This is a genomic window from Rosistilla oblonga (assembly GCF_007751715.1).
GTDB lineage: Bacteria > Planctomycetota > Planctomycetia > Pirellulales > Pirellulaceae > Rosistilla > Rosistilla oblonga.
This window is the reverse complement of sequence record NZ_CP036292.1, coordinates 3,510,718-3,532,654: the sequence shown is the minus strand read 5'-3', so window position 1 is coordinate 3,532,654 and position 21,937 is coordinate 3,510,718. Positions and strand designations below refer to the sequence as shown.

20 protein-coding genes are annotated in these 21,937 nt (G+C 58.0%); 10 read left to right on the top strand and 10 right to left on the bottom strand.

The genetic code is table 11. The features are described 5' to 3' along the window. Position 1: 1 nt before the first annotated feature. Positions 2 to 811 (bottom strand): ParA family protein, encoded by an 810-nt coding sequence (locus CA51_RS12585; RefSeq protein WP_145121069.1) that lies wholly within the window; start codon positions 809 to 811, stop codon positions 2 to 4. Positions 812 to 1,695: 884 nt separating this feature from the next. On the opposite strand from CA51_RS12585, the gene CA51_RS12580 reads away from it, so the two are divergent. Both CA51_RS12580 and ribD read left to right on the top strand, forming a co-directional pair. Continuing rightward, complete coding sequence (locus tag CA51_RS12580) at positions 1,696 to 3,096, top strand: DEAD/DEAH box helicase (RefSeq protein WP_231746151.1); 1,401 nt, start codon at positions 1,696 to 1,698, stop codon at positions 3,094 to 3,096. After that, complete coding sequence (gene ribD, locus CA51_RS12575) at positions 3,093 to 4,211, top strand: bifunctional diaminohydroxyphosphoribosylaminopyrimidine deaminase/5-amino-6-(5-phosphoribosylamino)uracil reductase RibD (protein WP_145121065.1); 1,119 nt, start codon at positions 3,093 to 3,095, stop codon at positions 4,209 to 4,211. Before CA51_RS12580 ends, ribD begins: the two co-directional genes overlap by 4 nt. 84 nt (positions 4,212 to 4,295) lie before the next feature. Here the strand turns inward: ribD and CA51_RS12570 are convergent, their stop codons facing one another. Together CA51_RS12570 and CA51_RS12565 are read right to left on the bottom strand one after the other, a co-directional pair. Continuing rightward, on the bottom strand, positions 4,296 to 4,493 hold the full coding sequence (locus CA51_RS12570) for a DNA gyrase inhibitor YacG (protein ID WP_145121063.1): 198 nt from the start codon (positions 4,491 to 4,493) through the stop codon (positions 4,296 to 4,298). Next, complete coding sequence (locus CA51_RS12565; protein WP_145121061.1) at positions 4,490 to 5,194, bottom strand: hypothetical protein; 705 nt, start codon at positions 5,192 to 5,194, stop codon at positions 4,490 to 4,492. Before CA51_RS12565 ends, CA51_RS12570 begins: the two co-directional genes overlap by 4 nt. 188 nt (positions 5,195 to 5,382) lie before the next feature. Between CA51_RS12565 and tsaE the strand changes: the two genes are divergently transcribed. Then, the gene (tsaE, locus tag CA51_RS12560; protein WP_197451799.1) at positions 5,383 to 5,835 is read left to right on the top strand and encodes a tRNA (adenosine(37)-N6)-threonylcarbamoyltransferase complex ATPase subunit type 1 TsaE; all 453 of its coding nucleotides are present in this window, start codon (positions 5,383 to 5,385) and stop codon (positions 5,833 to 5,835) included. Between the two features lie 29 nt (positions 5,836 to 5,864). On the opposite strand, the gene CA51_RS12555 is transcribed toward tsaE, so the two are convergent. Beyond that, positions 5,865 to 7,130 carry a PQQ-binding-like beta-propeller repeat protein gene (locus CA51_RS12555; RefSeq protein ID WP_197451798.1) on the bottom strand — a complete coding sequence of 422 codons (1,266 nt, stop codon included), beginning with the start codon at positions 7,128 to 7,130 and terminating at the stop codon, positions 5,865 to 5,867. Between the two features lie 179 nt (positions 7,131 to 7,309). Between CA51_RS12555 and ispG the strand changes: the two genes are divergently transcribed. Further along, positions 7,310 to 8,452 carry a (E)-4-hydroxy-3-methylbut-2-enyl-diphosphate synthase gene (gene ispG, locus CA51_RS12550; RefSeq protein ID WP_145121054.1) on the top strand — a complete coding sequence of 381 codons (1,143 nt, stop codon included), beginning with the start codon at positions 7,310 to 7,312 and terminating at the stop codon, positions 8,450 to 8,452. Between the two features lie 17 nt (positions 8,453 to 8,469). Beyond that, a complete protein-coding gene (locus tag CA51_RS12545; RefSeq protein WP_197451797.1) occupies positions 8,470 to 9,189 on the top strand; it encodes a GDSL-type esterase/lipase family protein in 720 nt (239 codons plus the stop codon). A gap of 13 nt (positions 9,190 to 9,202) precedes the next feature. On the opposite strand, the gene CA51_RS25860 is transcribed toward CA51_RS12545, so the two are convergent. Continuing rightward, positions 9,203 to 9,373 carry a hypothetical protein gene (locus CA51_RS25860; protein ID WP_197451796.1) on the bottom strand — a complete coding sequence of 57 codons (171 nt, stop codon included), beginning with the start codon at positions 9,371 to 9,373 and terminating at the stop codon, positions 9,203 to 9,205. Between the two features lie 194 nt (positions 9,374 to 9,567). On the opposite strand from CA51_RS25860, the gene CA51_RS12540 reads away from it, so the two are divergent. The 5 genes from CA51_RS12540 (at position 9,568) to CA51_RS12520 (ending at position 15,929) form a co-directional block, all read left to right on the top strand. Continuing rightward, positions 9,568 to 10,674: a hypothetical protein gene (locus tag CA51_RS12540; RefSeq protein WP_197451795.1), complete on the top strand. Its 1,107-nt coding sequence runs from the start codon at positions 9,568 to 9,570 to the stop codon at positions 10,672 to 10,674. Positions 10,675 to 10,844: 170 nt separating this feature from the next. Next, on the top strand, positions 10,845 to 11,165 hold the full coding sequence (locus CA51_RS12535) for a hypothetical protein (protein WP_145121049.1): 321 nt from the start codon (positions 10,845 to 10,847) through the stop codon (positions 11,163 to 11,165). After that, complete coding sequence (locus CA51_RS12530; protein ID WP_145121047.1) at positions 11,162 to 13,375, top strand: hypothetical protein; 2,214 nt, start codon at positions 11,162 to 11,164, stop codon at positions 13,373 to 13,375. Before CA51_RS12535 ends, CA51_RS12530 begins: the two co-directional genes overlap by 4 nt. Next, positions 13,372 to 14,322, top strand: coding sequence for an ABC transporter ATP-binding protein (locus tag CA51_RS12525; RefSeq protein WP_145121045.1), 951 nt, complete (start codon positions 13,372 to 13,374; stop codon positions 14,320 to 14,322). Before CA51_RS12530 ends, CA51_RS12525 begins: the two co-directional genes overlap by 4 nt. Then, a complete protein-coding gene (locus CA51_RS12520) occupies positions 14,319 to 15,929 on the top strand; it encodes a hypothetical protein (RefSeq protein WP_145121043.1) in 1,611 nt (536 codons plus the stop codon). The genes CA51_RS12525 and CA51_RS12520 overlap by 4 nt, the downstream gene beginning before the upstream one ends. 70 nt (positions 15,930 to 15,999) lie before the next feature. On the opposite strand, the gene CA51_RS12515 is transcribed toward CA51_RS12520, so the two are convergent. The 5 genes from CA51_RS12515 to CA51_RS12495 all read right to left on the bottom strand — a co-directional run bounded on the left by CA51_RS12515 (position 16,000) and on the right by CA51_RS12495 (position 21,876). Further along, positions 16,000 to 17,049, bottom strand: a complete 1,050-nt coding sequence (locus CA51_RS12515) for an NAD-dependent epimerase/dehydratase family protein (RefSeq protein ID WP_145121041.1) — start codon at positions 17,047 to 17,049, stop codon at positions 16,000 to 16,002. 54 nt (positions 17,050 to 17,103) lie between these two features. Further along, positions 17,104 to 18,081: a GDP-mannose 4,6-dehydratase gene (locus CA51_RS12510; RefSeq protein ID WP_145121039.1), complete on the bottom strand. Its 978-nt coding sequence runs from the start codon at positions 18,079 to 18,081 to the stop codon at positions 17,104 to 17,106. A gap of 121 nt (positions 18,082 to 18,202) precedes the next feature. Beyond that, positions 18,203 to 19,261: a dTDP-glucose 4,6-dehydratase gene (gene rfbB / locus CA51_RS12505; RefSeq protein ID WP_338052348.1), complete on the bottom strand. Its 1,059-nt coding sequence runs from the start codon at positions 19,259 to 19,261 to the stop codon at positions 18,203 to 18,205. A gap of 223 nt (positions 19,262 to 19,484) precedes the next feature. Continuing rightward, a complete protein-coding gene (wecB, locus tag CA51_RS12500; RefSeq protein ID WP_145121035.1) occupies positions 19,485 to 20,645 on the bottom strand; it encodes a non-hydrolyzing UDP-N-acetylglucosamine 2-epimerase in 1,161 nt (386 codons plus the stop codon). A gap of 124 nt (positions 20,646 to 20,769) precedes the next feature. Continuing rightward, positions 20,770 to 21,876 (bottom strand): alcohol dehydrogenase catalytic domain-containing protein, encoded by a 1,107-nt coding sequence (locus CA51_RS12495; protein WP_145121033.1) that lies wholly within the window; start codon positions 21,874 to 21,876, stop codon positions 20,770 to 20,772. Positions 21,877 to 21,937 lie beyond the last annotated feature (61 nt).

Here is a 21,937-nt window from a genome sequence, read left to right as displayed (position 1 = left end):
TTTACGCTGCGGCAGCGACGCGAGCCATCTGTGCTTGGACTTCACTAGCCAACGAGCGGTAATCCTCGGCACCGTTGGAAGCCGAAGCGTATTCCAAGATCGATTGCCCAAAGCTGGGAGCTTCGGCCAAACGGATGTTGCGGCGAATCCGAGTGTCGAAGAACTTCGCGCCATCGAGAATGTGGCGTCCACCTTGGGAGGTGTTAAAGAACTGCTCGACATCGCTGGAAACTTCGGCTGCCAGTCGTGTTGTCGAATCGTACATGCACAGCACGACACCGCTCATCCGCAGCGATTCGTTTAATCGCATCGAAACGATCTCGACGGTACGCAACAGCTTGCTCAAACCGTGCAACGCCAAGAAGTGAGGTTGCAGCGGCAGGAAGACCTCTTCGACGGCAACCAACGCGTTAAGCGTCAGGACGCCCAGCGACGGCGGGCAATCGAGGATCATGTAATCGAATTGTTCATCGTCTTCGGCGACCTTGTCGCGAAGGATCATCTCGCGGCCAACTTCGCCCGACAGTTCCATTTCGGCAGCAGCCAAGTCGAGGTGAGCGGGAACAACGGCTAGGTTCTCGCTGACCCATTGCCGCGAATGCGCCAAGCTGATCTCGCCACAAAGGACTTCGTAGGTGCTTGGCTTGCCGTCGAGAACCGAGATTCCCAGATGCAGCGAAGCGTGCGCTTGGGGATCGAGGTCGACCACGCAGACGCGTTTGCCCGCTTCGGCCAACGCTGCGGACAAATTGACCGCGGTGGTTGTCTTCCCGACTCCACCTTTTTGATTGATGATTGCGATCGTACGCATATCCGACGACTCCTCCGTGAGCGATGTGGACCGATTGTTTCAGCTGGCCGGTTTATACCATCGACCACCGCTATCATGCCATAGCATTTACGCAGCGGTCTGATCTGGCAAACCCTCAGCGGGGCAACAATGTTTTGTACTCAGCCGAATCAGCCGGCACACGCTAGCAGCTTGTCGGTCTAATTAGCCGTTTGGGCGTTAGCCCCGGTTCCGCAGCCTCTAAACCGGGGCTAACGCCCAAACGGCTAATGCAAGGAAGCTCGTTGTGACTAAACCGACAATCCGCTAGCGGGTCGTTGTCCAACCGGACCGGACGCACGCGCATACCGGTCGATTCCTCCAATAGAACCACGGTTTAGCCCGGCAATCGGCAGCTTATCGCTTGCTTAACCACGTTCTATAGTATACGCTTTCCGCAGATCCCCGTTCTTCAACGAGCTGGTGATCGCTGGCCGCGGAACAAACGAGTAACGTTGTTCATCTGAATTGGAAACGTTTTCCGGGCCAACAGGATATGCTGTGATGGGGCTGGATGCTCCTGCAAACCCTGCCCGACGCGTGCTGGCAAATTCGCCGCACTCCGCATACCGCGGCCTCCACCGGTTGATGTAAACCGCTCTGGAAAGTCGCCCGCCTCCCCAATGGGATGCAAAATTCTGCGACTTTCTTGTTTGTCCAGAATCGCCGCACGTGCGGCAAATGCGTTGGCTTGTCCGCCGGTTTCAATGAAGTCTCCCGCGTTCCAGTTGTTCGCATCGACCGCTTCGACTGCGGTTTCATTCAGACACACCTCTCGCTGCCGATTTTGACGGCGCGAACCCGCGGATCGATCCCCAGCCTCAATGGCTTGCGTTCGGTTCACGACATCTCTGCTAGGAACAACCTTGAAAACTTTCCAAGAACTCGACCTGATCGCTCCCCTGCAACGCGCTCTGGCCGATGAAAACTACGAAATCCCAACGCCGATCCAGGCGCAAACCATTCCGGCGGCGCTCGACGAGCGCGATGTGCTCGGATGTGCCCAAACCGGCACCGGCAAAACAGCCGCATTTGCCTTGCCGATCCTCAATCGCTTGGGCTCGCAACCGCGCAAGACACAGCCCGGTCGTCCGGCGGTTCTGGTCTTGGCACCAACTCGCGAACTGGCGATCCAGATCGGCGACAGCTTTGCCACCTACGGCAAACATCTGAAGCTACGCCACGCCCTGGTTTACGGTGGTGTTGGCCAACACAAACAAGTCCGCGATATGCAGCGTGGCGTACACGTCCTTGTCGCGACTCCCGGCCGTCTGTTGGACCTGATGACCCAAGGCCACATCCAACTGGATCGCTTGGAAGTCTTTGTTCTCGACGAAGCCGACCGGATGCTCGACATGGGCTTTTTGCCCGACCTGAAGCGGATCATCAGCAAGCTGCCTTCGCGTCGCCAATCGCTCTTCTTCTCGGCTACGATGCCGCCGAAGATCGTCGAACTGACCCAGCGTTTGTTGCACGATCCCGTCAGCGTTAACGTGACACCGAAAACGACAAGCGTCGAACGAATCGAACAACGCGTGATCTTCGCCGAACGCAGCGACAAGCAATCGATGCTTCGCAAGATCCTTTCGGGCGACGATGTCGACCGCGCGATCGTCTTCACGCGAACCAAGCGTGGTGCCAACACGTTGGCTGAAAAACTGGTCAAGAGCGGAATCGCATCGGCTGCCATCCACGGCAACAAATCGCAAGGCGCACGCCAGCGAGCCCTGGAAGCCTTCCGTACCCGACAGGTTCAAGTACTTGTTGCGACCGACGTCGCGGCTCGCGGAATCGATATCGATGGCGTCACCCACGTTGTCAACTTCGACATGCCAACCGAACCGGAAAGTTATGTCCACCGCATCGGTCGCACCGGGCGTGCGGGTGCCGACGGACTGGCGGTTTCGTTCTGCACCGCCGCAGAGCGCGGCGAACTGCATGCGATCGAAAAACTGATCGGCCAAAAATTGCAGGTCAGTGGCGAACAACCCAAACCGGTATCGGCTGCCGAACGACACGAGATGCGAACCAACTCGCGTCGCCCAAGCGGTTCGCGCCGCTCAAGCGGTCCTCGATCGGCAACTCCCGCATCGGGACATCCGCGATCGGCGAAGCCGCGCTCGAACAAGCGTCCCGCCGCTGCCGGCCAAGGTAACTCGCAGCAAACCGGCGCGGCAGCCGTGATTGCCGCAGCAAAGAATGCTGCAAAACCGAAGGCGAAGAAAAAGCGTGTCCGTCCTGCAAGCATGTGGGCTGAAGTGGTATGACCCAACCGATCCTTCCCAACGATCAGCAATGGATGCGTCACGCGCTTGCATTAGCCGCTCGCGGGAAGGGCTTTGTTGAGCCCAATCCGATGGTCGGCTGCGTGATCGTTCGCGACGCCAAACCATTGGCCAAAGGCTATCACGAAAAGTTCGGCGGTCCTCACGCCGAACGCCAAGCGTTAGCTGCCTTGCCAGCGGATTGCGATCCCGCTGGCGCCACTTGGTATGTGACGCTGGAACCCTGCTGCCACACCGGTAAGACGCCGCCTTGCAGCGACGCCGTCATCGCCGCTCGTCCACAGCGGGTCGTGATTGCGGCTGTCGATCCATTTCCGAAAGTCGCCGGTGGCGGGATCGCTCAGATCCGCGCTGCCGGAATCGACGTCGAAGTCGGCGTCTGCGAAGCCGAAGCCAACCGCTTGAACGCTCCGTTTATCAAACGCGTGCGACAGCAAAAACCATGGGTGATCGCAAAGTGGGCGATGACTCTCGATGGCAAGATCGCAACGCACAGCGGCAACAGCCAATGGATCAGCGGCGAAGCGAGTCGCCGCCGAGTTCACGAAGTCCGCAGCCAAGTCGACGCGATCGTGACGGGGATCGGCAGCGTCTTGGCCGACGATCCGACCCTGACCGCGAGGCCTCCCGGACCACGAACCGCCGCTCGGATCGTGTTGGATGACAAAGCCGAACTGCCGCTCAATTCCACGCTCATAAAAACTCGCGAGACCGCTCCAGTCTACGCAGTCGTCCGCAGCGACGCTCCGCAACAGCGGATCGATGCCCTACGGAAAGCTGGCGTCGGCGTGATCGTTAACGAATCGGGAACCCGATCCGGCGGCGTCGAACAACTGCTGACTTGGTGCCACGATCAAGGAATGACCAATCTGTTCCTGGAAGCTGGCGCGGGAGCGATGGCCAGCTTTTTCGAAGCCGATGCGATCGATGAATACCATGTCTACGTCGCACCAAAACTGATCGGCGGCTCCGCAGCTCCCGGTCCACTCGGTGGGCAGGGACTTGCGACGATTGCAGAATCACCGGCCATGGAACCGCTGCAGGTCGAATCGATCGACGGCGATCTTTTCATCACCACCCGCCGGACCAACCGCTAACATGCGGCCGGCCTCCGGCGTCGAAAAACGGTTACGGTGTAGCGTCTTGATACGCATCGCCCACCGCCACCGACAGCATTCGGATCACTCTTCGTTGCGATATTCTACCGGCACGTCGCCGGGGTCGCCTTCGTGTGGCAAGCCGTGCTCTTCTTCCAACCAGCGGCCGAGGTCGACCAATTGGCAGCGTTCGCTGCAGAACGGCGGCGTTTCGGTTTCGTCCATCACAAACCGAGTTTGGCAGGTGGGACAGCTGACCCATTGGGGCGTTTCAGGTGTCATTGCGGGAATCCTCCAAGCGCGTGCAGCAGGGACTGGATGTCTTCGTGAACGCGCGACGTCGCCCGAACGACCATCACGCGGTGCATGCCATAATAATGAACGGCTCCCGGCCCACCTTGAGCGCTCCAAAAATCGGGAGATACCGTCCGCGTGATCAGTTCGATCAACAGAAATCCATTATCGGGACCGGGAGCAAATCCGCCACCGGGCAGACGCGTTTGCTGACCGTCTGCCGAACCCTTGCCAGCCGCATTTGCCGCCGTTGACGGAAGCGTTTCCGGCGTCAACCGCTTTCCCGCCGCAGTCCGCTCGTCCAGCAACCGCTCCAATTTTTGCAGCTGCTGATCGAAGCCGGCCGGTTTTTCGATCCCGTCTCTTTTTAAAGCGACTTGGATGTCGTAGCGGACGTCCAACAGTCGCCGACGGGCCCGCGTCGCCAGTCCTTGCAGGACCTCGCTGGTCGGGTAGCGATCGTCGCTTCGCATCGCTGCACACATTTCGCACAGCTGGACCACCGCCGCCGAATGCGCCGCCGTCTCGCGAGTTGTCGCTTCGCGTTTGAGCGTGCCACGCAGTTCGAGCGTCCATTTCGACAGGTTCGGGCCCGCGTCGGGATCCTCGACGGCAGAGGCTATCGACGCCCAGGCCGCCACGACAATTGCAAGCGCAGCGTTGCATCGACGCGATTTTACGGTAATCATAGTTCCAATCCTTTCCTCGATGCCCCTTTCCATCCTACCGGATCCGTCCCCACATGGGACGTTGCCGCTATTGTTTGTCAGTGGCCGCCTCGAAGTTTTTTGCTCCCGTTCCAAACGCTTCCCAGTCAAGTATTAAGACTACCCGCGGAGTCTCTTCCTATCCGATGCACAACCATCAACTATGTCGCATGTCGATCCACTCGCTGGACGACACCGATCGTCTGGGGCGAATGCTCGCCCAGCGGTTGCCCGACCGCACCACGATCGGCTTGGTCGGCACATTGGGTGCTGGCAAGACGCGGTTAGTGCAGAGCGTCGCCGCCGCGATCGGCGTCCCCGAGGGAACGGCAACCAGCCCGACGTTTACACTGATCCAGCCTTACCACGCGGCGAACCGGCGGATCTACCACGTCGATGCCTACCGAGTGAACGATCTCGACGAGTTCCTGGAACTGGGGATCGAAGAGTTGATGGAGGAACCGGGGGCTTGGGTCTTCGTCGAATGGGGCGATCGCGTGGCCGATGTTTTCCCAGCGGAGACGCTGTGGTTGCAGATCGAAGTCGTTAGCCCGACGCAGCGCGAGGTGACCTTCTTCGGCGATCCGGCGGTTTGGGAGTCGCTGTTTTCCAACAGCCTCTAATTCCCAAAGCTTCGCCGCTCGAGAAGCTACTATTTCAAGCCGACACAGACGACGCTGCCGCTGGCGGTGCGACAGTAGATCGATCCATTGGCCAGCACCGGCACGGTCCAACACTTACCGTCGAGCACCTTCAGTTCGGTCAGCGGTTTAAAACCTGTGGTCGATGCATTGCCGATCAACAACGCTCCCTCGGTCGTGAGCACGATCAAGTGCTCGCGCGTCGCAGCGATCGCTCCGGGGCGAATCGAATCGTCGGCCCAATGGACTTCGCCACTGGCCCAGTCGATGCATTTGAGCGTTGGCTCCGCCTCCAGATCGCCGTCGACACCATACAGCGCGTCGCCGATCCGGACACAGCCATTCATCTGATTTTGCATCAGCTTATGTTTCCAAACGATCTCCGGCTTTTCTTCGGTCAATCGCAGCAGCGCGCTGCCGCGGTTGTAGCCCGAACAGAGGAAGACGTGCCCGTCGTGAATGATCGGATCGGCCGCGTTGCAGCCAAAACTTGTCAGCCACCGTTGCTGCCAGATCGTTTCCCCGGTCGCCACATCGACAGCCGAAAAGCTGCGTCCCGAAGGGAACATCGCTTGCGTCTTGCCCTGCCAGTCGAAAATCACGGGCGAAGCGTAACCCGCCTCTTTGTCCCCCGATTGCCAAACCAATTTGCCGTCGGCGAGGTCGACCGCAACGCCCGCTTCGCCGACGGTCAGCAGCAACCGATCGCCATGCACTTGCGGCGATCCGCCAAACCCCCAGCCGGGGATTCGGATATTCGTAGCGTCGACGATCTGTTGCTGCCAGACGACTTTGCCGGTCGCCAAGTCGATGCAGAAAAGATCTCCCTGACGCGCCAAAACGTAGACTCTCCCTTCGTGGACGGTCGGCGTCGACGTGGGGCCCCCTTCGAAATCGCGATCATCCAACGGGGCATCATAAGAATGCTGCCACTTCAACTTTCCTGTCTCGGCGTCGAAACAGAATAGCGTGTCGACCGATTCGGAATTGCCGATCGTCAGAGCATTGCCATCAGCGACGACAAGGGACGAGAACCCCGTCCCCACCTCGCCGCGCCAACGAACTTCCAGCCCGTCAGCGGTCAGCTTTTCCGCCGGCAATGATTCCCGCGAGACTCCGTCGCGATCGGGGCCTCGCCAAAATGGCCAATCGTCGCCACTGACGTCGGCCAGACCGAGCGGGCTCAAAAGTAGCGACATCAACAACAGCCAGGGCGAGCGTCGACCGCAAGCTTCGGAATTGCAGCGGGTTGTCGTTTGGGAAGGAGAGATATTCATCGCAGGATTATTGGCGGCGGCGGGAATGGATGGTGACGTAGCGTTGGCGAAACACCTCGGGATCATGATAATCGCTGCCGCTAGCCCGACTGCCCGAGAATCGGATATCGATTAGAATGGTTGGCGGCTGCCCCCGCGGTGGCGATTCATTTCAGCATATCAGAACAGGTTGATTTTTTGTGACTATTCAACGCAATCCAACCCGCCGCGTGCAAATCGGCAGCGTCGTTGTGGGCGACGGCAACCGGATCGCAGTTCAAAGCATGACGGCCACGAAAACGCAGAACGTCGAAGCGACGGCCGCTCAGGCAAACGCATTGCACGCCGCCGGAGCGGATGTGGTGCGAATCGCCGTCGACAGCGAAAAAGATGTCGCCGCGCTGGCGGAGATTCGCAAACTGACCAAAGCGAACTTGGCCGTCGATCTGCAGGAGAACTTCCGCCTGGCCGAACTTGTCGCCCCCCATGTCGACAAGATCCGCTACAACCCGGGGCATCTCTACCACCACCAAAAGGATAAGCCTTGGCAGGAGAAGGTGGAGTTCATCATCAATCAAGCCAAACGCCACGATTGTGCGATTCGGATCGGGGTCAATTGTGGCAGCGTCGACCCGGAGAAGGCGAACAAATACGATCCCGAGGATTCGATCACGCCGATGCTCGAGAGCGCCTGGGAGCATTGCGAATTCGTCGATTCGTTGGGCTTCGATCGCTACGTCGTTTCGCTCAAGGACAGCGATCCCGATAAGGTCGTCGAGGTGAATCGGCGGTTTGCGGAAAAGCGCCCCGACGTGCCGCTGCACCTGGGAGTGACCGAAGCGGGCATGCCGCCTGACGGAATAATCAAGACGCGGATCGCGTTTGAGCAATTGATCGGCCACGGGATTGGCGACACCGTTCGCGTTTCGTTGACAGTTCCCAACGATCGCAAGCACGAAGAGATCGAAGCGGGCCGCGGAATCGTCGACGACATCGCGTCGGGACGCGTCCGCAGCGTCGTCGTCTTCGATCGCAATTCGTTGAACATCATCAGCTGTCCCAGCTGCTCGCGGGTCGAAAACGAAGCCTTCGTCGATCTGGCCGCCAAGGTCAAAGAGATGACAGCGTATGCCAAGGAGCACGCGATCACGATCGCCGTGATGGGCTGCCGCGTAAACGGGCCGGGCGAGACCGACGATGCCGATCTGGGGCTTTGGTGCGGTCCGAACCATGTCAATCTGAAACGGGGCCCCGAAGCTTTGGGGGCTTACAAATACGATGAGATCCTGCCGGTATTGAAGCAGGAACTCGACCAATTAATTGCGGCACACCACGCCGGCTGAGACTATACTCGGCCTCGTTGAAATCCCCTGCCCAATCGATCCACAGCCCACTTGGAGTCTTCGAAGTGATCCTCAGTCCTCGCCGAATCGTTGCCCTGGCCATTCTCTTTGTCGTCGGCGGAATTAGCGTCGCCGAGGCGCAACCAAAAGCGAGCCGCTGGGAAAAGACGATCGCTGGATTCGAAGCGGTCGACGCCAAAAATCCGCCTCAACCCGGCGGGATCGTCTTCACCGGCAGCTCGAGTGTGCGGATGTGGGACTTGAAGAAGAGCTTCCCCGAACTGCAGTTGGTGAACCGCGGTTTTGGTGGTTCCGAGATCGCCGATTCGACTGAATTTGCTCCCCGATTCCTGATCCCTCACAAGCCGCGACAGATCGTTTTGTACGCTGGCGACAACGATATCGCCAAAGGGAAAGACGCCGCGGCGGTGATCGAAGACTTCCAACAATTCGTCAACACGATTTCTACGGCGTTGCCGGAGACCAAGATCGCTTTTTTGGCGATCAAACCGAGCATCAGCCGCTGGAAGTTGTGGCCGACGATGAAGGCGGCCAACGACGGGATCGCGGCGATCTGCGAGGCCGATCCGAAGCTGGATTTCATTGACATTTCGCCCGACATGTTCGGCGACGATGGGAAGCCCGATCCCGCATTGTTCGCCAAAGATGGACTGCACATGACTCCGGCGGGTTACGAGCGCTGGACCGCTAGAGTCCGAAAAACACTTGGCTGGTAAGCCATTCTACGCTTTACTGCTGCAGGCCCTTTTCGGCTATTGCATTCGGCAGCAGCACCGCCGCCCAATCCGGTTTCACTAGCGGAATCGCGACCATCGGCGCGATCCGAAGCGATCGGGAACTGCCGCCGCAATCCCCGGTCTGCCCGCCGCCTATGCTGTCCGACGACAAGGTTTCACTCACTGGAACAACCATCGTCGGCGAAGTGGAATTTGCCGCGATGCGGCCGGAGAAGCTGAACTTGCTGGTTCCCGCCAGGCTTCGATTTCCCTAGCCTTAGTGTGCGGTTGCCGAAGTGCGAAGATCGGCTTGAAGAGGTTCCCACGCGACCCCAGCAACACGTTAACGACATCCAAACAGGAAGAGCAGAATCAGGTATGGAAAACGCGATCCCGACCAACCAGGACATCGAAACAAGCAGCACCGATACGTCTGCCGAAGCGAATACCACCGACCAGGTTAGTGCAACGGCGACCGAAGTGGTTTCCAGCGACACCGCAAGCGATTTGAGCAACGACAACGTGAGCTCAAACGAAGTTGCAGCCTCCGGCGAAATGGAAGTCTCCAGCGATGATGATTCCAACGTTGCAGTTGTCGCGATGAACGAATCGGATGCGAGCGATGAAGATGTCACCGAGGTGGCTTCGGACGCCGCGGAGGATGATCAGGCGGGGGAACCGGACGTCATCGCGATCTCCAGTTTCGAAGAGCTCGATTCGGCAAGCGAGCCGTTTGTCGGTCGTTGGCAAAATCTGATCAGCACGACCAACTGGGAAAAGGGACGGATCATCCATGAATGGCGGGAAGCGTTGATCGAATCGGACGCTCCCGCGACTGAATACTCCGACGAAGCGTGGGCGAAGCGCGTCGGCGGCGTCACCAGCCCGCACGTCGGTCGACTGCGACGCGTTCACGAGACCTTCGGTTCGTCGTATGAAACTTATCCCGGTCTGTACTGGAGCCACTTCCTGGCGGCTCTCGATTGGGACGACGCACCGATGTGGCTCGAAGGAGCGATGCGAAGCGGTTGGTCCGTTTCGGGGATGCGTGAACAGCGTTGGCAATCGATGGGAGCTGTCGACCAGGACCGCCCGCAAGCCGCTGACATCGTCACAGCCGACCCCGATGAAGATGTCGTCCTACCGGCTCAAGGTGGCAGCAACACGAAGTTCGATGACGAATCGGGAGATATCGCGGCCGGACCGGCTCCCGAAGGTCCCGACTTTGGCGACGAGGATGAACAGGACCTGGGCGGCAAGCCGCTGCCGACCGCTGATTTCGAAAAGGGCGAAGACGTCGAAGCCGCTCCCGTCGCTCAGCCGTTCGCCGGCCTTCCCGAACTGCCACCGGACATGTCCGAAGCGCTTGAGATGTTCAAGTTGGCGATCCTGCGTCACAAGGCGGCTCAGTGGGGCGACGTCTCGCAAGAGACGGTGCTGAAGGTGATCAGCGGCTTGCAAGCTCTGGCAACAAACGAAGTCTAGTCGCCGCTGCGACTATGCGATCGAAACCTTGGGCAGACCTCTGCGTCTGTCCATTGAAAAAGGCAAGGCAGACGACGCGTCTGCCACGGTTCCATGCGAGCATGTTTCGGCAGAACACGCTACACTAGACGCTTCTTTTCGGATCGATCCACGCGTCGATAGCGTCTGCCATGTCCAACATCCCATCGGAACCTACCGCATCGTCAGAGCGAGCGATGCCGCAGTGGTCGCTACGTTTTCTGATGCTGCTGGTCACGCTATCGGCGATGTTGATGTGGGTCTTTCGGGCCGCGATCATCGAAAACGTTTTCTGGGCTCAATGTGTCGCTGTCGTTCTGGCGACGGCGATCGGTTGCTTTGCGATGTACGCCTTGGCCTTTGCTCTGGCGTCACTGTTCGCGTCGATGACCGGATCGATCTTGCAGCCGACGCGTTCGCGATTCCATCCCCCTGCGGTTGAGCAGCGCGATGCAGCGGAGGAGCCACAGTGATCCGCAGCATCTGTTTCGTTTGGATACTTCTGACGACAATTATCGCCGGCACCAGCCTCTCTTTTGGCCAGGATGACGCCGGATTGGCTCACGTCGGGACGCTATCGATAGGTACGCGGGCGAGCGGTTTTGCGCTGTCGATTACGACTCCCAAACTAGCTGCCAACGGCTATCAACCGCTGCACCTGCGGTTCTATCCGAAGGCAAAAGCGTTTGCTGCCGACCGAACCTTTGATGTTGTCTTCTCGCCGCGCGGCAATGACAGTACGCAGCTCGATATCGATTTCCATGTCCGCTGCACCGTTCCGCAGAATTCAACGGGCGAACGGTTTGTCGTCTACGTTCCTTATTATGTTCCCTGGAGCCAGTTTACTGTCGAACTCTCCGAAGCGGGACAGCGGATTGAGAACGGGCGTAAAATGTATTCCGTCGATAGCTTGGAAACGCGTTACGCCGAACAGCATACTTCGGTTGGCATCTTGCATCCTTCCGGCAACGCGAGAAACGCAAACAAGGGAGCCTCGGCGACTCGCTATCCCGACGTTCGGTCGCTGGTCACGCTGCTTGGCGAAGGACCGCTCGACGAATCGACCGACCAGGCAAACCTTAGCGACAAGGAGTTGCGAGAACTCGCGACAAAAGTCCAGTCGGCTTGGGTGCAGTTCCGCGCGATCGACAGCGATCCGCAGTCGATGTACCAATCTTGGTTGGGGTATTCGCAGTTGGACGCGATCATCGTCCAAGCGGCGACGCTCGAGGATGTCGCTCGCCATGCGGAGCCTTTCAATGCGCTGACCGATTGGATCGCCGCCGGCGGAAGTCTATGGATCTACGACGCCAAAGGCTTTGAATTCCCTGGCGACAGCGTGACCTTAAACCCTGTCGCCGCGGGACGAGTTCCCGACCTGGTCGCGGTCCGGCGGACGCTCGATCTGAATGCGGCTAACGATACGACCCCTTTGGAGATGGAACATTGGGGCGAAGTGACAAAACAGTCACAGAATTGGGAATGGCAGCAGCTTGACGTGGAACTGACGCAGCGAAAAGAGGTCTTCGATGCGATGGAGCAGAAGAAGCATCCCGCCGCGGCGATTCAAACGCCAGCCGAACTGAGCGCGTTGTTGAGGACGACCCGGTTTGGTTTGGGGACGATCACCGCGATCGACGTTCCCTATCCGTTTCCCGGTTCGTTCCAGTTGTGGCAGACCGTTCGCGATCTCTACGATCCCAAGCAACTTGTTTGGACGCAGCGAAATGGAATCGATGTGCGTCGTGGTGACGATCATTATTGGAAGTGGTTGATCGAAGCGGTTGGTGGACCGCCGGTGAAGTTGTTCTTCGCGCTGAACACTTTGTTTGTGATCGTGATTGGACCGGTTGGTTATCTGTTTTTCCGCAGACACGCGCGGCTGCACTTGCTGCTCTTTTTCGCTCCCGCTCTGGCATCGTTGTTGACGTTGGGATTGTTTGCTTACGCCTTGATGGCCGATGGTCTGCAGACTCGTATCCGGGCGCGGCAACTCACTTGGCAGGACGCCGAAGCCGGCTATCGTGTTTCGCAAAACCGACAGACCTATTTTTCGTCGTTTGGTCGCGCCGATGGGATTCAGTTGCCGGAGCAGACGGCGCTGTTTCCGATCCGAAATGCCGCGGTGCAGAGTCGCTATCGCCCGCCTAACAACCAACGGTCGCGGCGCTGGATCTACGCATCGGAATCCAATTACCGCTACACGGGGCAGTTCTTGCCAGCGCGGACTCAGGTGCAATACATGACACTGCAACCGCAAGCAACTCCGACGATGATCGGCTTCGATCGGTCGGACGATTCGTTGACCGTCCGCAACGATTCCCCGCATCCGTTGTCGTGCGTAATCGCCGCCGATACAAAGGGCCAGTTATGGGTTTCACGCGACGTTCCTGCGGGCGAATCGGCGGCAATGAATCGCTCGCAAACCGCCTCGCCCAACACTTTGATCGACGTCGCCCCATTGCTTATCGATTCGCCGGTCCCCGTTCTTAATAACGATGGCTACACCAATCATTCGACCAATGCAGAGCTGACGCTGTTGGAGCGGCAGTTGAATCAATGGCTTGGTTCGCTACCCAACGATCATTTTATGGCGACGACGCAGTTGCAGAGCGATGCGTTGGGCGTCAGCGACGCTCGCACCGAGGGAAGCGTGCACGTGATCATGGGAGAGCTGCCATGACCACCGGATACGACGGACCGATGATCGAGGTCCGCGACCTCTGCCGCAGCTTTGGCGACACGCAAGCTGTCGACCACGTTTCGTTTGAAGTTCCTCGTGGCAGCGTGTTCGGCTACATCGGTCCCAACGGAGCCGGCAAGACGACCAGTATGCGAATCCTCGCGACGCTCGAACTGCCCACCTCCGGCGACGCACTTGTCGAAGGACTTTCCAGCGTGAACGATCCCGATCGCGTGCGCGGTCGGTTGGGATTTATGCCCGACAGCTTCGGTACCTACGGCGACACCAACTGCATCGAATACCTCGACTTCTTTGCCCGATCTTATGGTTTGGTCGGTCGCGATCGAACGAGGCGGTTGCGTTGGGTGATGGAGTTCACCGGGCTGCGACCTTTGGCGACCAAGCCGATGCGCGGGCTCAGCAAGGGGATGCGCCAGCGGCTGTGTCTGGGCCGTGCGTTGATTCACGACCCGGCGGTGTTGGTGTTGGACGAACCGGCGGCGGGGCTGGATCCGCGAGCTCGCATCGAATTGCGGCAGATCATTCGGGCGCTGGCAGCCGATGGCAAGACGATCCTAATCAGCAGCCATATCCTGACCGAACTGGCGGAGATGTGCGACCGAATCGGGATCATCGAGCGAGGCAAGTTGTTGGCGACCGGAAGCGTTGATGACATTCGCCGCACGCTGCAACCGACGCGTGAACTTTTGGTTCGCGTGGCGTCCGACGACGCCCGGGCTCTCCAACTGCTGCGCTCCGATTCGCGGGCGACCAACGTTCGCGTGATCGATGGAGCGATTCGGTTCTCGATTGCAGGAGACGAGGCGGATCAGGTTGCGATCTTGCACGCGTTATGCGACGCGCGGATCGAAGTCTTGGAATACACGCCGCAGCATAACTCCCTGGAAGACGTGTTCCTTCAAGTGACCAAGGGGCAGGTGCAATGAACGACCCGATCACTGCTGAATTAGTCACTGCGGAAGTCGCAACGACGGAACCGGGCGAAGCTAATGACGCTTACCATCGCTACGTTTGCGACACCGATCAAACCGGTTTTTGGGGAACGATCGATCGATGGAGCGATCGTGCCGCGCGCTGGCTGAATCCGATTTTGATCAAAGAAGCTCGGCAATCGCTGAAGAGTCGTCAGTTCAGTGGAACGTTTTTCTTACTGCTGATCGCCTCGCTGTTTTGGATGACCGTTGGCGTCGTCACGCTTGCGCCCGACATCTATTACGTTCCGTCAGGTGTCTACATGATGACCGGCTACTATTTCCTGCTAGCTATTCCGATGCTGGCGATGGTCCCCTTAGCCGCTCACCGTTCCTTGGCATCCGAATTGGACGAGGGAACGTTTGAGATGTTGGCGATCACAAAGCTCTCGGCGCTGCGGATCGTGACGGGAAAGCTGGGAAGTGCGCTGTTGCAAATGCTTGTCTATTTTGCGGTACTGGTCCCGTGCTTCGCCTTTTGTTACCTGTTGCGTGGCGTCGACTTGCCGATGATCGCAACGACGATCGTGGTTGTCTTTACCGTTTCGATTTTATTGACGACCTGGGGGCTGCTGTTGTCGACGATCGCGCAAACGCGAGCGACGCAGATGCTGACCCTACTGATGCTGTTGGTGACGATCTTTTTTGCTGAGATCTTTTCGGCGATCTTCGTCTTAAGCGCTGTCTATACCCAGCAATTGATCTGGGACCTCGAAGCGTTGTTGTTCACGGGACTGTTTGGACTGGTCGCGGTTTCGTGCATGGTCTTGTTTGTCAAAGCAGCGGCGTCGCGGATCGCTCCCGTCACGGAAAACCGCTCGACACCGTTGCGTTGGATCATGTTTGCGCAACAATTGATCTGGATCGGCAGCATCGCCACGTTTGCTCTTTGGTCCAACGACGACGATGTGCTGATGTTCGGCTGTCTCATGTTGGCCGGCTATTGGCTGTTGATGGGAACCTTGATGTTGGGCGAGTCGGTCGACTTGAGTCCCCGCGTTCTTCGCACGCTACCCGAAACGACGTTGGGCCGGATGTTTCTGTTGTGGATGATTCCCGGCCCCGGCACCGGTTACATGTTCGCTTTGACAACGTCGGCGACGGGGATTCTGGCGTTTGGGATGTGCAGTCTGATTGTCGGCGGATCGATCCAGCCGTTTGTGTTTGCGATGTTGCTGATTGGATACCTATTAATGTATCTGTCAGCCGTCCGCTTGATCATGCTGGTCCTTGAGCGGCGATTTGGAAATTCGATGGGCCTGGCGCTCGCGGCGATGTGCAGCTTGTTGGTGCTGGGAATCGTCGTGCCATCGGTCTTTATGGCGATCGTTACCGGTGCACCGTCATCGTTTTATGGCGTCCAGGAAACAACTAATTGGATGTGGACGATCTACCGCGTTTTCGACGATCAGAAATTGGACGAAGCTGTCGTGGCCGCGACTTTGGTTTTGGGAGGCTCGTTGGCGATGCTTAACCTATTCCTGTTGTTCCGCGAGTTTTCCTTCCGCCACGTCGCGACACCGCCCCGCGTGACCCAAGACGAAGCCTCGCCCGCCGGATGAAACGGCTAGCCGCCCGCAGCGGATCGCGGTGGACCCGGAAGGCTTAACAAAAAATCATTAGCGGAACATGCTACGGGCGTTGCTTCCACGCCGCGACGATTTGTTCGATCGTATCTTCGAGACTGATCGTGATATCCCAGCCTGGGTAATCGGCTCGCATCTTGGCAAGATCGCTGTAATAGCAGATGTGATCGCCGATCCGATTCTCATCGCTGTAGCTGTATTGTTGCTCGCGTCCGGTGAAACGTTGAGTGATCTGGAACGCTTCGAGAATCGAGCAACTGTTGGCTTTACCGCCACCGATGTTGTAGACCTCCGCGACGCGAGGCGTCTCGATAAAGGCGGCGATGAAGCGGGCAACGTCCTCACTGTGGATGTTGTCTCGGACCTGTTTGCCTTTGTAACCAAAAACGGTATACGGTTTCCCTTCCAAGTTGCATTTGACCAGGTAGCTGAGGAAGCCGTGCAGCTCGACTCCGCTGTGATTTGGACCGGTCAAGCAACCGCCGCGAAGGCAGCAGGTGGGGAGGTTAAAATACCGACCGTATTCTTGAACCATCACGTCGGCGGCGACTTTCGATGCCCCAAACAGCGAGTGCTTCGATTGGTCGATCGAGAAGCTCTCGGGAATACCGTTCGCGTACTGCGGATCGGCGTAGTCCCATCGCGTTTCAAGCTCTTCTAAAGCGATCGAATTCGGGCGATCACCGTAGACCTTGTTCGTCGACATATGAGCAAACGGAGATTCGGGACAAGCCCGACGCGTCGCTTCGAGAAGATTCAGCGTTCCCACGGCGTTGGTGTCGAAGTCGGCGAACGGGATCGCGGCGGCGCGGTCGTGACTGGGCTGCGCCGCGGTGTGGACGATCGCATCGGGGCGTACCTTGTCGACCAATGCGAGCACGGCTTCGCGGTCGCGAATGTCGACTTCGTGGTGTTCAAAGCCTTCGATTCGTCCAGCCAACCGCTGTTGGTTCCACCGCGTGTCACCTTGAGGCCCGAAAAAGACGGCCCGTTGGTTGTTGTCGACGCCGTGGATTTTCCAGCCTGCAGCAGCGAAATATAGACAGACTTCCGAACCGATCAGTCCCGAAGAACCGGTGACAAGCAGCTTTTTCATCGCGTTCGACCAGTGGTTGGATATGGGAGGTTCGTGAATGCCGGTTCGGCGATGTTAACTCAGCGCCGCCATGTCGTGCTCCACCATCAGCGCCGCCAATTCGGGAGCCTTCGTGTGCGGATGCCAATCGAGCGTTTTGATCGCATGAGCTGGGTTGCCAACCAATTGGTGCGATTCCGCCGGACGCATGTATTTGGGGTCGGTGCGAACGTAGTCTTGCCAATTCAGATCGACGGCACCAAAAGCCGCATCCAAGAAGTCGCCCAGCGTATGACTCTGCCCCGTCGCGATGACATAGTCGTCGGGGGTATCGTGCTGCAGGATCCGCCAAAACGCGTCGACGTATTCAGGAGCATAGCCCCAGTCGCGCTGCGCGTCGAGATTTCCAAGGGTCAGACTTTTTTGCAGCCCCAGTTTAATCCGAGCCGCCGCGAGCGAGATCTTTCGCGTGACGAAGCTCTCACCGCGACGTGGCGATTCATGATTATAACAGATCGCGTTGCAGGCAAAGAACCCAAACGAATCGCGATAGACGCGGATCATGTGGGTCGCAAACGCTTTTGCGACGCCATAGGGTGAAACGGGATTCAGCGGCGTCGATTCGTTTTGCGGAGCGACCGCCGGACGTCCGAAAATCTCGCTACTACTGATCTGCATCATCCGCGGCCGTTCGGGCAGATCGCGAAGCACCTCCAACAACCGCAGCGTCCCCATCGCCGTGAACTCACACGTCGATTCGGGGATCTCAAAACTCGCACCGACGTGACTCTGCCCCGCGAGATGGTAGACCTCCTGCGGCTGGATCCGCATCAACAACCGACGAATCGTCGTCGCGTCATCGATATCGGCGTAGTGCAGGAACAGCGTTTCGTTGTAGATCGACGGATCGCTAAACAGATGTTCCAACCGCGTGCGGACGGTGCTACTGGTGCGGCGAACGAGGCCATGAACCTCGTACCCTTTGGCCAACAACAACTCGGTCAAATAGCTGCCATCTTGTCCCGAAATGCCCGTTATCAGTGCTTTACGCATGCGTTTGATCTTATCCCTGAGGGACCTCGATGTGGTCTCGCCGTCGCTGGCAAAACGGGTAGGATACCGAGAAATCCAAGAGGGATCAATCTGCGTTCTGCAGACGGTGAAGCCCCAGCGTTTACGCTTTTTCTCCCAAACGCTCTAAACGGTAATCGCCCGAGAGGATATTCTGCCACCAGGTTTGGTTCTCCAAGTACCAGCGGACCGTCTTGCGAAAACCGCTGTCAAAATCTTCGGCGGGCTGCCAGTCGAGCTCCCGACCGATCTTCGTGGCGTCGATCGCATAACGCATATCGTGTCCGGGACGATCGGTCACAAACTGAATGTTCTCTTCATACCGCTTTCCGTCGGACGACGGATGCATCTCGTCCAACAGGCTGCAGAGCATCTTGACCAAGTCGAGGTTTGATCGTTCGTTGTTGCCACCGATATTGTAGGTTTCGCCGACGGTTCCGGCATCTAGCACGCGCGATAACGCTCGGCAGTGATCCTCGACATACAACCAGTCGCGGACATTCGCTCCAGCGCCGTACACGGGGATCGGCTCGCCGCGCAAACACTTCAGGATCACCACCGGAATCAGCTTCTCCGGAAACTGGTAAGGTCCGTAGTTGTTGGAGCAATTGGTGACAAGCACGGGCAGACCAAACGTATCGTGCCAGGCGCGAGCCAGGTGATCCGACGAAGCTTTGCTAGCCGAATAGGGCGAATGCGGATCGTAAGGTGTCGTTTCGTTGAAGCCAGGATCGTCCATCCCCAACGATCCGAAGACCTCGTCGGTCGAAACGTGCAGAAACCGGAAACCGTCGCGTCGCGGTGTGTCCAGTTGTTGGTAGTGGTGCAAACTCGCGTGCAGCAGATTATAGGTGCCGACGACGTTGGTCTGAATGAAGTCTCCGGGGGAATCGATCGACCGATCGACATGACTCTCCGCCGCCAAATGCATCACGCGATCGGGATCGTGCTCATGGAAGACGCTTTTGACAGCGTCGGCATCACACAGATCGACCTGCGTAAACCGATACCGCGGATTCGACTGGATATCGGTCAACGACGCGAGGTTGCCGGCGTACGTCAGCTTGTCCAGATTGACGACTTCGTGATCGGTCTCCGCCAGTAGATGCCGAACGAGGTTGGAACCAATGAAACCAGCGCCGCCGGTGATAAGTATTTTCATGATTTCTGGAGTGAAAATCGAGGGCTATCGGATGATCGGCAGCAGTGCGATCGGGAAACAAGCGTTCGCCGCGAAGCTTTTGCGACGCGGCAGGTTTGGTTTCTCATGACCGTTAACGACGCAAACGAGCTCAAAATATGGTCGTTCGCTCACCCAGTGGCGTCAACGGTGCTGTCGATCGAACCTACGATTCGTTGCTAGATTTCACAAATAATTATCGATTTCAGCGATCGCAGAGCGAGCGTTCCAACACAGTCCGGATCTGTTGGGCCGCTGAGCCATCCCCATAGGGATTCTTGAGCCCCCTGCGGCGCGCGAGTTCGTTGCTGTCGCTCAATAAGAGATCCGCTTCGGCGAAGATCTTTTGCGGATCGGTCCCGACCAAGCGGCAGGTCCCGGCCGCGACACCTTCGGGGCGTTCGGTCGTATCGCGAGTGACTAACACCGGTTTACCCAAACTAGGCGATTCCTCTTGCACGCCACCGCTGTCGCTCAACAGGAACAAGCCGCGATCCATCAGCCAAACGAAGTCTTCATATCCAGCGGGATCGACCAGTTCGATCCGATCATGATTCCCCAACTTCTCCATCACCGGTTGCCGAACATGCGGGTTGAGGTGCACCGGAAATAAGATCCCGACGTCGGGATGTTCCGCAACGATCCTCAATATCCCATCGCACATTTGTACGAAACCAGAGCCATGCGATTCGCGGCGGTGCCCCGTCACCAAGATCCATCGACTCGCATCGTCGCTCAGGAACCGCTGGTTGAACGCATCGCTGATCCCAACGCGAGCGGCAACCTCGTCAGACGTTCGGTTCTCGCGGACCAATTTGTTGCGTATCCACAACAGTGCATCGATGACGGTGTTCCCGGTCACGTAACACTTCGATTCCTCGATCCGTTCACTAAGTAGCTGCTCTCGACTTTGCTGCGTGGGACAGAAGTGCCACTGGGCGATCGGAGCAACCAGGCGGCGGTTCATCTCTTCGGGCCAAGGGTTCTGCGGATCGTAGGTTCGCAGGCCGGCTTCGACATGACCAACGGGGATGCCCGCGTAGAAAGCAGCCATCGCGGTGGCCAAGACCGTTGTGGTATCCCCTTGCACCAAAACGGCGGCCGGCCGCGTTTCGGTAAGGTAATCGTGAACGCGTGATATCACCCGAGCCGTAATGTCGGCAAGGCTTTGCCCTGGTTGCATCAGATGGAGATCGTGGTCGGGGACCAACGAAAACGACGCAAACGCTTGGTCTAGCATCTCACGATGCTGTCCAGTCGACAGCAGGACTGGATGCAGCACCGACGATTCCTGCAGCGCAAAATAAACCGGCGCCATCTTGATAGCTTCGGGACGCGTCCCTACGACGATGCACAGGTCTCGCATAAAAGTTTGTCTATCGATCGTGTTCGAAGCCGTCGGCAACAACTCGTCGCCCGCAGTTTGCTCGCGGCGAAAACTTTCGTTTCAGCAAGTCCGCGAGTTGCGATGATAGTTGAAATCGAACCGGTTATCGATCCCAGTCGATGATCACTTTCAGGCTGTCTTTGTCCGCAGCCCGCGCGATCGCCGCAGGAATCTGATCCTGCGCAAAGACCTCGGTCTCGTTGGTCATCTTGTCGATGTTTGGCAACAACCCTTCGGACAGGAACTTATGAGCCAAACGAATGCCGTGCATGCTGCTGCCATGAGTCGCTTGGTAGCATTGTAGCCGGTAGTGAATGTCGTTATTGAGATCGATTTCGTGAGCGATCCGTGGCTTCCCATCGGCTCCCTTCACGCCAGCGTGCCCATCGAGCACGGTTCCATAGCCCATCAACTTTGGTGCCAAGTCATAGGCTTCGCGCACGGGAGCGTTGACCATCACAAAGTGTGGTTCGTTGTACGGTTTGCAATGCGCCAGGGTGTTTTCGACAACGTTTTCGTCCCAGCGGACACCGACGACGCGGTCGTCACCGAAATCTGCAAGCACTCGTTCCAGACGCTCTTTGCCACGATTGATAAGAATGATCTTCTTGGCATTCATCGCTTGAGCGCACTGCAGTGCGTAGGTGCTCTGCGATCCCGCACCGATCAGTACAACGATTCGGTTTTCGATACAGTTGTTAACTCGCGTCATCCCTTCGAGACAGCAGGCCAGCGGTTCCAACTGGCAAGCGTGGTTGGGATTGAAGCCGGCGGGGAACTTCACGATCGGCCCATCGTCGACAAACCACTTCGGCAGGATCGCGTGGGAGCGAGCAAAGCCGGGAAATTCGTGTCCCGTTGCCTGCGTGTTGGGACAACTGGTCCAATCGCCGGTTCCCGACGTTCCGCAATAGATACATTCGGTATCGCCGCAGGGAATGTCGCAACCGAGTCCCACCAAGTCGCCCGGCGAAAACTTTTCTACGCCCGGGCCAACTGCGTCGACAATACAAGCAACCTCGTGCAACAGGATCGCGGGCCATGACAAAATCCGCGGTAAGCCCACGTTGTAGATCACCACGTCGGATTGGCAGACCGATGTCTTGCTGGTCCGCAAGCGAACTTCGCCGGGGCCGGGTTCGCCGATCGATTCCTGGGCGAGCGTAAATGTTCCGCCCGGTTTGTCGAGATAGTAGATTGAGTTTTGCATGGTCGTCGCTTCGGGGACTATTGGTAGTTACTGAGCAATGTCGACAGATCGTGTTCGGCGG

Bases quoted from the DNA above. Each gene is read 5' to 3' on its own strand.
- CA51_RS12585 (WP_145121069.1), bottom strand. From the start codon at position 811: ATGCGTACGATCGCAATCATCAATCAAAAAGGTGGAGTCGGGAAGACA.
- ribD (WP_145121065.1), top strand. From the start codon at position 3,093: ATGACCCAACCGATCCTTCCCAACGATCAGCAATGGATGCGTCACGCG.
- CA51_RS12570 (WP_145121063.1), bottom strand. From the start codon at position 4,493: ATGACACCTGAAACGCCCCAATGGGTCAGCTGTCCCACCTGCCAAACT.
- CA51_RS12565 (WP_145121061.1), bottom strand. From the start codon at position 5,194: ATGATTACCGTAAAATCGCGTCGATGCAACGCTGCGCTTGCAATTGTC.
- tsaE (WP_197451799.1), top strand. From the start codon at position 5,383: ATGTCGATCCACTCGCTGGACGACACCGATCGTCTGGGGCGAATGCTC.
- CA51_RS12555 (WP_197451798.1), bottom strand. From the start codon at position 7,130: ATGAATATCTCTCCTTCCCAAACGACAACCCGCTGCAATTCCGAAGCT.
- CA51_RS12540 (WP_197451795.1), top strand. From the start codon at position 9,568: ATGGAAAACGCGATCCCGACCAACCAGGACATCGAAACAAGCAGCACC.
- CA51_RS12535 (WP_145121049.1), top strand. From the start codon at position 10,845: ATGTCCAACATCCCATCGGAACCTACCGCATCGTCAGAGCGAGCGATG.
- CA51_RS12525 (WP_145121045.1), top strand. From the start codon at position 13,372: ATGACCACCGGATACGACGGACCGATGATCGAGGTCCGCGACCTCTGC.
- CA51_RS12520 (WP_145121043.1), top strand. From the start codon at position 14,319: ATGAACGACCCGATCACTGCTGAATTAGTCACTGCGGAAGTCGCAACG.
- CA51_RS12515 (WP_145121041.1), bottom strand. From the start codon at position 17,049: ATGAAAAAGCTGCTTGTCACCGGTTCTTCGGGACTGATCGGTTCGGAA.
- CA51_RS12510 (WP_145121039.1), bottom strand. From the start codon at position 18,081: ATGCGTAAAGCACTGATAACGGGCATTTCGGGACAAGATGGCAGCTAT.
- rfbB (WP_338052348.1), bottom strand. From the start codon at position 19,261: ATGAAAATACTTATCACCGGCGGCGCTGGTTTCATTGGTTCCAACCTC.
- wecB (WP_145121035.1), bottom strand. From the start codon at position 20,645: ATGCGAGACCTGTGCATCGTCGTAGGGACGCGTCCCGAAGCTATCAAG.
- CA51_RS12495 (WP_145121033.1), bottom strand. From the start codon at position 21,876: ATGCAAAACTCAATCTACTATCTCGACAAACCGGGCGGAACATTTACG.